Source organism: Metabacillus sp. RB-C-LZQ-3-1 (assembly GCF_058315175.1).
The window spans coordinates 14,107-27,053 of the sequence record NZ_JBZFLI010000002.1 but is presented as its reverse complement, the minus strand read 5'-3'; the positions used below and the strand labels follow the sequence as shown (position 1 = coordinate 27,053).

Annotated in this window: 14 protein-coding genes; all 14 read right to left on the bottom strand. The window is 34.7% G+C overall.

The genetic code is table 11. From position 1 onward, the window contains the following. Positions 1-43: 43 nt before the first annotated feature. The gene (locus AC4GZ8_RS03540) at positions 44-544 is read right to left on the bottom strand and encodes a chemotaxis protein CheD (RefSeq protein WP_491080448.1); all 501 of its coding nucleotides are present in this window, start codon (positions 542-544) and stop codon (positions 44-46) included. Next, complete coding sequence (locus AC4GZ8_RS03535) at positions 534-1,175, bottom strand: chemotaxis protein CheC (RefSeq protein ID WP_491080447.1); 642 nt, start codon at positions 1,173-1,175, stop codon at positions 534-536. Before AC4GZ8_RS03535 ends, AC4GZ8_RS03540 begins: the two co-directional genes overlap by 11 nt. Positions 1,176-1,183: 8 nt before the next feature. Continuing rightward, positions 1,184-1,648 carry a chemotaxis protein CheW gene (locus tag AC4GZ8_RS03530; protein WP_491080445.1) on the bottom strand — a complete coding sequence of 155 codons (465 nt, stop codon included), beginning with the start codon at positions 1,646-1,648 and terminating at the stop codon, positions 1,184-1,186. 65 nt (positions 1,649-1,713) lie between these two features. Further along, positions 1,714-3,738 (bottom strand): chemotaxis protein CheW, encoded by a 2,025-nt coding sequence (locus AC4GZ8_RS03525; protein WP_491080444.1) that lies wholly within the window; start codon positions 3,736-3,738, stop codon positions 1,714-1,716. A 101-nt stretch (positions 3,739-3,839) separates the two neighbouring features. After that, the gene (locus AC4GZ8_RS03520) at positions 3,840-4,928 is read right to left on the bottom strand and encodes a protein-glutamate methylesterase/protein-glutamine glutaminase (protein ID WP_491080443.1); all 1,089 of its coding nucleotides are present in this window, start codon (positions 4,926-4,928) and stop codon (positions 3,840-3,842) included. A gap of 6 nt (positions 4,929-4,934) precedes the next feature. Next, entirely contained in the window at positions 4,935-5,801 is an 867-nt protein-coding gene (locus tag AC4GZ8_RS03515) for a MinD/ParA family protein (protein ID WP_491080442.1), read from the bottom strand. A 6-nt stretch (positions 5,802-5,807) separates the two neighbouring features. Continuing rightward, complete coding sequence (gene flhF / locus AC4GZ8_RS03510; protein ID WP_491080441.1) at positions 5,808-6,962, bottom strand: flagellar biosynthesis GTPase FlhF; 1,155 nt, start codon at positions 6,960-6,962, stop codon at positions 5,808-5,810. Continuing rightward, positions 6,959-8,995: a flagellar biosynthesis protein FlhA gene (gene flhA, locus AC4GZ8_RS03505; RefSeq protein ID WP_491080440.1), complete on the bottom strand. Its 2,037-nt coding sequence runs from the start codon at positions 8,993-8,995 to the stop codon at positions 6,959-6,961. Before flhA ends, flhF begins: the two co-directional genes overlap by 4 nt. A gap of 52 nt (positions 8,996-9,047) precedes the next feature. After that, positions 9,048-10,133, bottom strand: coding sequence for a flagellar biosynthesis protein FlhB (gene flhB / locus AC4GZ8_RS03500; RefSeq protein ID WP_491080846.1), 1,086 nt, complete (start codon positions 10,131-10,133; stop codon positions 9,048-9,050). Continuing rightward, complete coding sequence (gene fliR / locus AC4GZ8_RS03495) at positions 10,120-10,911, bottom strand: flagellar biosynthetic protein FliR (RefSeq protein WP_491080439.1); 792 nt, start codon at positions 10,909-10,911, stop codon at positions 10,120-10,122. Before fliR ends, flhB begins: the two co-directional genes overlap by 14 nt. Position 10,912: 1 nt before the next feature. Next, positions 10,913-11,182, bottom strand: coding sequence for a flagellar biosynthesis protein FliQ (gene fliQ / locus AC4GZ8_RS03490; RefSeq protein WP_491080438.1), 270 nt, complete (start codon positions 11,180-11,182; stop codon positions 10,913-10,915). A gap of 15 nt (positions 11,183-11,197) precedes the next feature. Further along, positions 11,198-11,863, bottom strand: a complete 666-nt coding sequence (gene fliP / locus AC4GZ8_RS03485) for a flagellar type III secretion system pore protein FliP (RefSeq protein WP_491080437.1) — start codon at positions 11,861-11,863, stop codon at positions 11,198-11,200. Beyond that, positions 11,856-12,560 carry a flagellar biosynthetic protein FliO gene (locus AC4GZ8_RS03480; RefSeq protein WP_491080436.1) on the bottom strand — a complete coding sequence of 235 codons (705 nt, stop codon included), beginning with the start codon at positions 12,558-12,560 and terminating at the stop codon, positions 11,856-11,858. The genes fliP and AC4GZ8_RS03480 overlap by 8 nt, the downstream gene beginning before the upstream one ends. Positions 12,561-12,573: 13 nt before the next feature. Further along, on the bottom strand, positions 12,574-12,936 hold the full coding sequence (cheY, locus tag AC4GZ8_RS03475) for a chemotaxis protein CheY (protein ID WP_026559341.1): 363 nt from the start codon (positions 12,934-12,936) through the stop codon (positions 12,574-12,576). Positions 12,937-12,947 lie beyond the last annotated feature (11 nt).

The window sequence follows — 12,947 nt, the reverse complement described above, 5'->3', positions numbered from 1 at the left end:
TTAACTTAATATCATGAAAAAATCTAATCTTCGTTTCATAAACTTATATTATTTTTGTCCCTTGATTAACAGTTCGAATCAATAACTCAGATGTTTTTGGATCAAATTCAATTGTTCTTCCGCTATTCCCACCTACATCTTCGTTAAGAATTGGAATATTATAGGTCTTTAGAATCCTTTTAACTGCTTCAACATTTCTTGGTCCAATCCGCATCATGTCATTTGATGATTGAAATTGAAACATTTGAGCACCGCCAGCCAATTTAGCCTGAAGAAACTTCATTTTCGCTCCTGATTCTCCTAATTTATTCATTAGTAGCGGGATAGCAGTATCAGCATATTTCGCATGATTAATCGTAGATTGATTAGCTAGTGATGAGTCAGGCAACATAATATGTGCCAAACCCGCAATTTTATTGATTTTGTCATAAAGGATAAGTCCTACACAGGAACCTAGACCTGAAGTCCGGATTCTGTTAGGAGTTTTCACAATATTGAGATCAGCAATACCTACTTTAAAGATTTCTACTACTTCATTTTTCATCAGATATACCAAGTGCATCAAATAGCTTTTTAAAAGAGTCCGGATCAGGTAATAGAAAGAAATGTCCTTTCACTGAGTCAATATCAAGCTGATCTTCTTCTTTAATTGCGGTATCAATGATAATTGCATAATCACTTGCATGCGATAATTCAATTAAGCCATGTGTTATAACTGCACCAAACATATCAATTGTTAAAGCAGGAACTGAAGGATATATCATCAGATTTGTTAAGTCTGATAATGATGATAAATATGATCCTGTTAAAATGTTTCCAAGCTCCTGAAAAGCAGATAACCCCAGTTCATTATATGGCAGTTCTTGTAAAGAAAAGCTTTCATCATTTATTAGTTTCTTAATGAACCGCTCACTTTGTTCAATGCTAAGAACAAAAAATAAGGAACCTGGGATATCACCTTCCATTCTTAAAAACACACTTGCAACAACCACTTCTGGCCCGCCAACTAGACCCATAAGCTCATTAAACGAAATAACCTTAACATCAGGCACTGTCATATCAATCTTTTTATTTAATAACTTAGACAAAGATGTTGCAGAATGCCCAGCACCTATGTTTCCAATCTCCTTTAATATATCTAAATGTGTAGACGTTATTGACTTTGTATAATCCATGTCTATTACTATACACCCTGAATTTCCGGGGTTTGACCAGTTTTTAATACTTCTTCAAGGTCTATCATAACAATTAAACGCTTCTCTAATTTTGCAACTCCTAGAATGTATTCAACCTCTACAGAACCTACTACTTCAGGTGCAGGTTCAATGATGTCTGAATGAATATCGATGACATCGTTGGCAGCATCTACAATAAAACCAACTTCAATATCATCCTTTGATACAATGATCATTCTCGTACTTTCAGTATCCTCAAGTTCTTGAAGACCAAAACGTTTACGTAAATCGATAATTGGAGTGACAACACCTCGTAAATTTATAACACCTTTTATATATGAAGCTGTTCTTGGAACTCTTGTAATATGTTGAACTTTCTCTATAGAACGTACTTGGTGCACAGGTATCCCGTACTCCTCATCCTGCAACTGAAAAACAATCACTTTAAGGTCTCCAGTTAAATGTTCATTCATCGTAAATACTCCTTTCTAAGACAAGCTCCTTACATGTTTATCTTTCAATTGTGTATAGTAATCAATTATTTAATAAGGGCATTACAATCAACAATTAATGCTACTTGACCATCACCTAAAATGGTCGCTCCTGAAATGGCAAATACTGCATTTAAATAGTTCCCTAATGATTTTAAAACAACTTCCTGTTGACCAATGAAAGAATCTACAACTAACGCCGCCATTTTTTCACCTTTCCGGACAATAATCAAAGAAACGAAATCTTCATTTTCTGTTGCTTCAGGGGCTTCAAAAATCTCTGATAAGAAAACTAATGGAACGATCTTTCCTCTAAAATCAATGACTTTTTGATTATGCGCCTGAAGGATATCCTCTTTCTTAATAACAGCGGTTTCGATAATAGATGAAAGCGGGATCGCATATTTTTCATTTCGTAATTCAACTAGCATGACAGAAATAATTGATAGTGTGAGTGGCAGCTGAATAGAGAATAATGATCCTTTACCTTCTTCGGCATCAACAGAAACTGTACCACCGAGAGATTCAATAGTATTCTTTACGACGTCTAAACCTACTCCACGGCCGGAAATATCCGAAATCTTTTCAGCAGTAGAAAAACCTGATGAGAAGATTAACTCGTAAACTTGTTTATCCGTAAGGGTAGCAGCTACTTGGTCTGTCACAACCCCGCGATCTAGTGCCTTTTTAAGTACTCGTTCTCGATTTATTCCCGCTCCATCATCTTCGATTTCAATGAAGACATGATTTCCACTATGATAAGCACTTAATACAACATGTCCCTCTTCACTCTTTCCGTTTTTTACACGTTCCTCCGGCATTTCAATCCCGTGGTCAATCGCATTACGCAGTAAGTGAACAAGCGGATCTCCAATTTCATCAATAACCGTACGATCTAGTTCGGTTTCAGCTCCTACAATTTCTAAATTAATTTTTTTATTTAAATCCTTTGCTAATTGTCTAATCATTCTTGGGAAACGATTAAATACAGTTTCAACAGGAACCATTCTCATATTTAAAATAATGTTTTGTAAATCACCAGAGATCCTTGACATCCTCTCGACTGTTTCATTAAGCTCAGAATTTTTTAATTCCCTTGAAATTTGTTCTAGTCTCCCACGGTCAATAACAAGCTCTTCAAAAAGATTCATCAAGATGTCTAGACGTTCAATATTCACACGAATAGTTTTCGAACTTGTGGCAGTTACCTGTTTCGTTGCTGTTTTCACTTCCCCCACAGCCTGTTCAACTTCGTGTTTTTCTGGCAGTTCATGTTCATTCCCTTCAATAGTTTCTGCAGTAGTCGAAGTCACATGATTAGGAATTGGTTGAGTAAAAACCTTTTCAATCTCTGAAACTTTCATTACTTTATTTTTAAGATCTTCTGAAGATTCCTTTGTAACAAGAGCTACAGTAAATGTACGGTCAAATTTTTCTTCTTCCAAGAGCTCGACTGAAGGAACCGATTTAATAACCTCACCTGCCAGCTCTAAAATTTCAAACACCATAAATACTCTTGCTGCTTTTAACAAACAGTCAGCTCTTAATGTTACGGTTAATTCGTAAGCAGAAAAGCCTTGCTCTTTTGACTGCTGGATAACAGCATTTTCATAATCATCATAAGATTGAATTGATTGTAAAGAATGTTGTGAAGCTAAATCACTAGTAGACTCAGGATTTTCCGCTATCGATTCTCCGTTTTCAATCTGTTTTAACATCTCTACGACTTTTGTAACATCTTTTTTCCCATTTCCACCTTCAGCAATAGAGAAAACCATTTCTTCAAGATCATCTACAGAGGCAAAAACTACATCTAATATTTCAGCTGTTACCTTTAATTTTCCATTTCTAATAGCATCAAGAACATTTTCCATTTGGTGTGTTAAGTTTGCTAAGTCCTCATAACCCATTGTGGCACTCATGCCTTTTAATGTATGGGCAGACCTGAATATTTCATTCACAATTGACAAATCCGTAGGGTTATTCTCTAATTCTAGTAATTTTTCATTACAAGATTGCAAATGCTCTTTACTTTCTTCAATAAACACTTCTAAGTATTGGTTCATTTCCATAAGGTAACACCCCTAAGTTTCGAGTTAAGTATTGGATCAAACAGCTAAGACCACTTTTATTTAATAAGATGATTCTTATTGAATACAATAAAGTCAGGCTGTTATTCGTTAGCGGTTGAAAGAAAATATAAAATAGCATCTGAAATTTCTTCCACATTTACAATTCTATCAACTAGATTTGTCGCAACAGCTGATTTAGGCATTCCATATACAACAGATGTGGCTTCAGATTCAGAAATAGCTTTTACAAATCCGTTTGACTTCATTTTTTTTAATCCTTCTGAACCATCAGATCCCATCCCTGTCATAATAACCGCAATTTTGCGATAATTCTTTAGCTCACTTATAGATTCAAACATCACATCAACTGATGGACGATGACCATTCCTTATGTCAGTTTGGTCTATTTTTATTGTTAGTGTTGCCCCTGACTTAACAATTTTCATATGTGATCCGCCAGGTGCTATATATGCTGTGCCGTTTTTTACAACATCTCCGTTTACAGCTTCTTTTACCTCAATTGAAGAGATTGAGTGAAGACGATTAGCAAGTGACTTTGTAAAGCCTGGCGGCATGTGTTGAACAATAAAAATAGGTGCATTAATATTTGATGGTAATTTTGTTAATACATGTTGTAATGCTCTGGGTCCTCCTGTAGAGGTCCCCATACAAACGATCGATTGAAAAGGACGATTTCTGTCGAACAAAATAGATTTTTCATCAACACATAAGTCTATTTTACTATATTTTTTAGTTTTTGGTAATAATTGATTATTTACTTTCTTTAAATTTGCTGTTTTTGCTAGAATAACCTTATTTTTAAGCTCTTCTTTAACTTTGTATAGGTCTAAAGATATAGATCCGGAAGGCTTTGAAATAAAATCGATAGCACCATATTGCAACGATAAAATAGTATTTTCTGCACCGTCTTTCGTTGTACTTGAAAGCATAATCACAGGTCTTGGACATTTCATCATTATATTTTTAAGAGTTTCTAATCCATCCATAACAGGCATTTCAACATCTAGAGTAACAACATCGGGATTTAGCAGTTCAATTTTTCTTAATGCATCTTCTCCATTTCTAGCTGTTCCTACTACATGAATTTGGTCATGTTCAGATAGAAAATCTGTAATTAACCTTCTCATAAAAGCGGAATCATCGACGACCAAGACACTTGTTTTATCCATAAGTTGTTACCTGCCTTTCATGAAGAAATGTTTTAATTTCGAAATAAAAGGTGTTTCATCTTGAGCTTCATTCATTGGGTGTTTGCTATTCAAATATTTTGTTGAGATCGTTACTAAAGCTTTACTAGCTTGACAACTTGGATGAAAAAGAATAAACGGCTTTTGTTCAACTACCGCTTTCATGATGGTGGAATCATCAGGAATTACTCCAAGTAGCGAAATTCCTCGATTTAAAAACTGATTAATCGTCAGTTCTAATCTTTTATAAGTAGATACACCAACTTTTTTATTAAAAGCTCGATTTACAACGATTGCAAAAGGGGTTGTATTATTATTTACGCAGACATTTTTTATAGCTGCATACGCATCTGTCATAGATGTAGGCTCAGGTGTTGTAATCACGATAATTTCATCCACAGATAATAAAAATCGCAAACTATCTCCTGAAATACCTGCCCCCATATCGAAAACAATAAAGTCATATAATTTAAATAAAATCCCTAGTTGTTGCAAAAATCGTTGAAATTTTTCTTCATTTAAAGAAAAAATCTCCCCTAATCCTGTTCCGCCTGAAATATAATCTAGACCATCGGGACCTGTTGAAATGATTTCTGAGAGCAACATATCATGATTGAAAAAGTCAACAATTGAATAGGTTGAATTTTCACCAATTAATATCTCAATATTGCCCATACCAATATCTAAATCAAATAACAATACTCGTTTATTTTCTTTCCGTAATGCCAACGAAAAGTTAAGAGAAAAATTAGACTTACCTACTCCCCCTTTTCCACTCATAACAGCAACTGTTCTCGCTTCTGTTTTAAGGCTGTTTAAACGTTCTCTAAGACGCTGTGCTTGATCATATCCCATTTTTCATTACCTCAAAATTTGTTCAACTATATGTTCTCTTGTTGCGGCTTTGATATCATCAGGAACATTTTGACCGTGAGTTGTATATGCAATGCCCTTTTTTGTTTTTATCATGACATCGAATAATGATCCACTTGCTGATGTTTCGTCTAATTTTGTGAAAATTAGTTTATGAATTGGAATAACAGCAAATTGTTCATATACTGCAAGCATATCAGCTAGTTTTGCCGTAGCAGCTAAAACTAAAAATGTTTCCATTTCATCATCAAAATCAATAATTTTTTGTAAATCAGCAACATATTTATGTTCTAGAAAATTTCTGCCTGCAGTATCAATGAAAATATAATCGTACATTGAAAGTTTTTGTTTTGCTTGTTTAAAATCATCGATTGTATAACAGACCTCAATTGGTACATCCAAAATCTTCGCATAGGTTTTTAGTTGATCAATTGCTGCAATTCGATAAGTGTCTGTCGTTATAAAAGCAACTTTTTTCTTTTTTTGAAGAACACATTCAGCAGCCAATTTTGCTAGAGTCGTTGTTTTACCTACACCAGTAGGACCGATAACATTAATATATTTCCGTTTATATGAAATACCTTCAAAATCAAGCTCGGCAAGGTAATGGGCAAAAAATTCTTTTTGCTTTATTACTAAGTCTTCATTTGAAACATTACCTTTTTGCGAATACCAAAAGTCTAATAGATCTGTTATTACTTCCCCCCTTAATGCAGAGGAAATCTCCTGTTTTGTCATTTTTTCTAATAAAAGTTTTAAAGGTTGCGGATAAATTTCACTTTTTCCATCTACAGAAATAGCTCTAATCATGCTTTTTAATTCACTGATTTCATCAAAGAGTGGTGTTTGATCGTAATTTATTTGTGAGCCATATGCAACTGGGCGTCCTAAATCATTTTGACTCAAATGTACTTGAGGCTTTGATGTTTCTTTATTTATCGGGTTTACAGCCTTGTTCTCATTTGCAGGAACATCCGGGTCCATAGCAGCAATCACTTCTATTTTCTTTTTAGTAAAAAGTCCCAAAAATCCTCCGGTTTGAATGATTTTTGAGTTTAGTATAACTGCATCATTTCCCATCTCAGTTCTAATTTTTTTCATAGCCTCTTGCATAGATGGTGCGATATACTTTTTTACCTTCATTCTACATTCACCACCCCAATACTCTGTACTTCAACATTTGCTTCCAGCTCATTGTAAGACAAAATAGGAACTTGAGGAAAATATCGATCTGTTAATTGTCTTACATACATTCTCACTGCAGGAGAACATAAAATAATCGGTGTTTGCTGTTGTAGTGATAACATTTCTACTTCCTTCGCGATTGATTCTATCATCATTTGAGATACATCAGGGCTTAATGATAAATAATTACCATGTTCTGTTTGTTGTACACCATCAGCAATTATTTTTTCTACTTTCCCTGATAAAGTGACAACCTTTAAAATCTCATCCTGCTCAGCATATTGAGCGGTTATTTGCTTTGCTAAAGCTTGTCTTACATATTCTCCAAGTAATTCTGTATCTGATGTCATTTTTCCAAAATCAGCTAAAGTCTCGAAAATAATCGGTAAATTTCTTATCGATACTTTTTCACGCAATAACTTTGCGAGTACTTTTTGAATCTCACCTATCCCGAGTGGAGATGGTGTTACTTCCTCAACTAAAATCGGGTAAGATTCTTTTAAATGGTCGATTAATTGTTTGGTTTCTTGTCGTCCTAATAATTCATGAGAATGTTGCTTTATAACCTCAGTAATATGAGTTGATACAACAGATGGTGGATCAACAACTGTGTAGCCATACATTTCAGCGGTATCTTTCATCTCTTCCGCAATCCATTTTGCAGGTAAACCAAATGATGGCTCGATTGTGTCAATTCCCTCAATTGAATCATCTTCAATACCTGGAGCCATTGCTAAATAGTGGTCAAGGAGAATTTCACCCTTAGCCAATTCATTCCCTTTAATTTTTAAGCGATATTCATTAGGCTGCAATTGAATGTTATCTCGTATACGTACAACAGGAATCACAATCCCAAGTTCAATGGCTAACTGTCTTCTAATCATGACAACACGATCTAGAAGGTCCCCACCCTGGTTTGTATCAGCAAGTGGAATTAATCCATATCCAAACTCAAATTCAATTGGATCAATATTAAGTAAATTCACGACACTTTCCGGGCTCTTCATTTCGTCCATTTCAATCTCTTGTTCTATTTCCTCTTCATCTGGTACATTCTGTTCTTTAGACCTTGTAATCATATAACCACCAAGAGCAAGTAATGCTGCAATTGGAAGTGTTAATAGAATTCCAATTGGCGTAAAAATGCCTAATAGAAAAATAGTTGCAGCTGCTACATAAAGCATTTTTGGAAAAGCAAACAGCTGAGAGGTGATATCTGTACCAAGGTTTCCTTCTGATGCAGCTCTTGTTACGACAATTCCTGTAGCAGTTGAAATTAACAACGCTGGAATTTGGCTCACAATTCCATCACCAACTGTAAGCATTGTAAAATGAGAGGCAGCCTCATTTATTGACATTCCAAGCTGCATCATCCCAATAATAATTCCGAATAACATATTGATCAGTACCATAATAATTCCAGCGATTGCATCACCTTTAACGAATTTGCTGGCCCCATCCATGGCTCCATAAAAATCAGCTTCATTAGCGATTTTGTCTCGTCTCTCACGAGCTTGTTGTTCAGAAATCATGCCTGCATTTAAATCAGCATCAATACTCATTTGTTTACCTGGCATCGCATCAAGCGTAAAACGGGCAGCGACTTCTGATACACGCTCTGACCCTTTTGTAATAACAACAAACTGAATAACGATTAAGATAATAAAAACAACAAAACCTACTAAAACATTCCCTCCAGTAACAAACGTTCCGAATGTTTCAACTACTCTCCCTGCATCACCTTCTGCTAAAATCGCTCGGGTTGTCGACACATTCAAACCTAAACGAAATAAAGTCAAAAGAAGAATCAAAGAAGGAAAGATTGAAAATTGCAGCGGCTCATTCATATTCATTGACGTAAGAATAACTAATAGTGCAAGAGAAATATTTATTATAATTAAAAAGCTTAACAACCAGCCCGGGAACGGAATGATCAGCATTGCCACAATTAAAATAACACTAAGTAATACGGATAAGTCTTTTCCGGACATGTTTTTCTCTCCTTAAATCCAATCTATCTATTTTAATAGTAGGTAACAGCCTCTATCGTGAAATGGATCTTGCCTGATATACATAAGCAATAATCTCTGCAACAGCCTGAAAAAACTCATCAGGAATGGCCTGTCCAATATCAACCTGATCATATAGCGCTCTTGCAAGAGGTCGATTTTCTACCATTATGACGTCATTTTCTTTTGCAATTTCCTTTATCTTTTGTGCAACTAGATCTACTCCCATGGCAACAACAAAGGGAGCATCCATTTTTGTTTCATCATATTTTAATGCAATTGCATAGTGAGTTGGATTTGTGATAACAACATCTGCAGTTGGAACGTCCTGCATCATTCTCCTCATCGCCATTTCACGCTGCCTTTGCTTTATTTTCGATTTTATGAGTGGGTCACCTTCAGATTTTTTATATTCATCCTTTATGTCTTGTTTGGACATTCTTAGATTTTTTTCATAGTCATATTTTTGATACAAATAATCTAATAAAGATAATAATAATAGTGCAACAGAAGCAAATAATCCCATTCTAACTGTTAAAGACCCTATAAATAGTAGAGATTGTTCCACTGTCATTTGTGATAACCTCAACACATTATCTAGTTCAAACCAAAGAACTGAAAATGTTACAGCACCAACAAACGATATTTTTAACATCGACTTAAACAATTCAACTATCGCACGCATCGAATAGATTCGTTTAAATCCTTGAATTGGATCAAGTTTATTTAACTTCATCTGAATGGCTTCAGTTGAAAACAAGAAGCCTACTTGTAAATAATTAGCTAACACACCGGAAACCAATGCGACACCCATAATCGGACCTAAAATCAAGGCTGCTTGATAGGCTAGTGTTAAAAAAATGTCATGTACATTTTCATCTGTTATATCAATTAATAAATAATCCTGAAAAACTCCTCTCATCATAAGGAGGATTCGATCTCTCATATATGCGCCAATAAATAATAACGATAAAAAAACTGTAAGGAGAGAAATGGCAGTATTTACATCCGCACTTTTTGCTACCTGACCTTTTTTCCTTGCATCTTGTTTTTTTCGTGGAGTTGCTTTCTCTGTCTTTTCACCAGCAAAAAACTGCAAATCTAATTTAAGTAGATTGATTGCCTCCACCTCCAAACAACTCCATTAAACCACGCATTGTATATGCCATCGTTTCAAATAGCTGTGACATTAACACAAATAGTGCACTCATTGTTAAAATCAGCATAATAAAACTCACTATAATTTTTAACGGTAAACCAACAACAAAAATATTTAACTGCGGTACAGTTCTTGCAACTATTCCCAATGCAAGATCAACTAAAAAAAGCGACCCTACTACAGGGATGGACATTTGAAAAGCTATAATAAACATAGAATTAAACGATGTGATAATAAACTCAATGATGTTCTCATTTCCCATAGGAAGAAAAGGTTGATTAATTGGTACAAATTGATAGCTATAATAAATACCATCCAGTAAAAGATGATGTGCATTTGTTGTAACAAGTAATAATAATGCAAAAGTATAAAGAAATTGCCCTATTAATGGGCTTTGTGCACCTGTTTGAGGATCAATCACATTCGCAATGGCAAACCCCATTTGAAAATCGATAAAGCTCCCGGCAATTTGAATAGCAGAAAGGATAAAAAAAGCTGAAAACCCAATAGCAAGCCCAAACAATACTTCTTTTAGAATAAGCATGAAATATTGCCCATCAACCTCAATAGTCTCAGGATCTATGGATAAGAACATGATCCAAGCTAAAAAGAAGGAAAACCCAATTTTATGTGTATTAGGAATATTTCGATATGAGAAAAAAGGTAATGTGACAAAAAACGCTGTTACCCTCATGAAAATGAGAAGAAACGCGGGATAATTTTCGAGTAGAGTGACCATTTTATCCTACAAACCTATTTAAATTACCAAAAATATCTTGTGCATAGGAAATGAGTGTAGACAACATCCACGGTCCGAAAAAAATCAATCCAACTAACACAGCAACGATCTTAGGAATAAAGGCAAGTGTTTGTTCTTGAATTTGTGTTGTAGCTTGAAAAATACTTACAATCAGCCCAATGACTAATGCTAATAATAACAAAGGCCCACTAATGATCAATACAGTATAAACAGCTTTTTCAGCTAATGAAATGACAAACTCTGAGCTCATTTATTCACACCCATTCTAAAAACTTTGTAACAACGATTTTACAATTAGATACCAACCATCTACTAATACAAATAGAAGGATTTTAAATGGAAGAGAAATCATAACCGGAGGCAACATCATCATTCCCATGGACATCAAAACACTCGCAACAACCATATCAATCACTAGAAAAGGAATAAAAATCATGAATCCAATTTGGAAAGCTGTTTTGATTTCACTTATAGCAAAAGCAGGAACAAGAGCGGTTAATGGTATGTCCCCTAGAGATTTAGGGTTTTCGATACCGGCATAATTCAAAAACAAAGCCAAGTCCTTTTGCCTGGTATTCTTGCTCATAAACTCTTTAAAAGGAATTGCAGCTTTTTCGTAAGCTTCTTCTAATTCTATTTCCTCATTAAAAAGAGGCGTTAACGCCTGTTCGTTTACTTGAGAAAATGTTGGTGCCATGATAAAAAATGTTAAAAACATAGCAATGCCTATTAACACCTGATTCGGAGGCATTGATTGTGTTGCTAGTGAAGTTCGAACGAACGACAATACGATAATGATCCTTGTAAAACAAGTCATCAATATTAAAATACTGGGTGCAATCGATAATACCGTTAATAATAATAGAAGCTTAACAGAAGTACTTACATCTTCTGGGTTACTATTATTAAAAAACTCCATAAACTCATTCATTCTTGTTTAGACCCTTTCTCTTAATATCTTCAAACTGCTTCGTCCGTTCTTCCTTTATTTTTTGTAGTTGTTCATTTAGTTCTGATGAAAAAACAGTTGTATTCGAATTTGTTTTGGATTTCTTCCCATTTGTTTGTTGAACTAGAATCGAAGTTAATTTCTTGAAAAGATCTTTTGAATCAACAACCATTTCTTGCTTTTTCTCAAAGTCTTCTATTATACTGCTGCTTTCCTGTTCATTATCAATCTCTTTTAATAAGGTGATAGATTCCCCAACGCCAACGACTAAAACACGTTTTCCAACTTTAATCATTTGAACTGATTTATTTTGACCTAGGCTTGTTCCACCTAAATTCACAATTGCTTGTCCCTGTTGAAAAACCCGATTTTTCTTCGTGACAAACTTCAATAGAACATAAATAAGAAAAAGGATAAATCCTAGGGCAAACATCATTTTTATAAAATCCCAAGCTGTGACAGACAAGGCACCACCTTGTACATTGAGTTCTTCATCTTGCTTTACGAGATTTTCACTTGATTTGTTTACATCTTCAAGGTCTTGTTGATCTTCTTGTACTTGTTTATTTATGTTTTCATATACACTTTCATTTTCCTCCGCATCTACAGTAACTGTAGCATGCGGAGAAAAAAAGATAAGTGATACTAGCATTAATTTGAGGCAGTTTCTATGAAGCAAAATCTTCCCACCCTTAACTTAATGTTTTTCCAATAGCCTCTAATACACGATCTGCTTGGAACGGTTTCACAATAAAATCTTTTGCACCAGCTTGAATTGCGTCAATAACCATCGCTTGTTGTCCCATTGCAGAGCACATAATCACTTTGGCATTGCTGTTGATTTTTTTTATTTCTTTAAGTGCTGCAATCCCATCCATTTCTGGCATTGTAATGTCCATTGTCACTAAGTCCGGTTGATGTTCTTTGTATTTTTCAACTGCTTGTGCACCATCAGCTGCTTCAGCAACTACTTCATAACCGTTTTTTGTTAAAATATCTTTGATCATCATTCTCATAAATGCTGCATCGTCTACAATCATAATTTTATGTGCCATTATTTCCCCAC

Bases quoted from the DNA above. Each gene is read 5' to 3' on its own strand.
- cheY (WP_026559341.1), bottom strand. From the start codon at position 12,936: ATGGCACATAAAATTATGATTGTAGACGATGCAGCATTTATGAGAATG.
- AC4GZ8_RS03540 (WP_491080448.1), bottom strand. From the start codon at position 544: ATGAAAAATGAAGTAGTAGAAATCTTTAAAGTAGGTATTGCTGATCTC.
- AC4GZ8_RS03515 (WP_491080442.1), bottom strand. From the start codon at position 5,801: ATGGGATATGATCAAGCACAGCGTCTTAGAGAACGTTTAAACAGCCTT.
- flhA (WP_491080440.1), bottom strand. From the start codon at position 8,995: ATGTCCGGAAAAGACTTATCCGTATTACTTAGTGTTATTTTAATTGTG.
- AC4GZ8_RS03525 (WP_491080444.1), bottom strand. From the start codon at position 3,738: ATGGAAATGAACCAATACTTAGAAGTGTTTATTGAAGAAAGTAAAGAG.
- AC4GZ8_RS03535 (WP_491080447.1), bottom strand. From the start codon at position 1,175: ATGGATTATACAAAGTCAATAACGTCTACACATTTAGATATATTAAAG.
- fliQ (WP_491080438.1), bottom strand. From the start codon at position 11,182: ATGAGCTCAGAGTTTGTCATTTCATTAGCTGAAAAAGCTGTTTATACT.
- AC4GZ8_RS03530 (WP_491080445.1), bottom strand. From the start codon at position 1,648: ATGAATGAACATTTAACTGGAGACCTTAAAGTGATTGTTTTTCAGTTG.
- fliR (WP_491080439.1), bottom strand. From the start codon at position 10,911: ATGGTCACTCTACTCGAAAATTATCCCGCGTTTCTTCTCATTTTCATG.
- fliP (WP_491080437.1), bottom strand. From the start codon at position 11,863: ATGAATGAGTTTATGGAGTTTTTTAATAATAGTAACCCAGAAGATGTA.
- AC4GZ8_RS03520 (WP_491080443.1), bottom strand. From the start codon at position 4,928: ATGGATAAAACAAGTGTCTTGGTCGTCGATGATTCCGCTTTTATGAGA.
- flhF (WP_491080441.1), bottom strand. From the start codon at position 6,962: ATGAAGGTAAAAAAGTATATCGCACCATCTATGCAAGAGGCTATGAAA.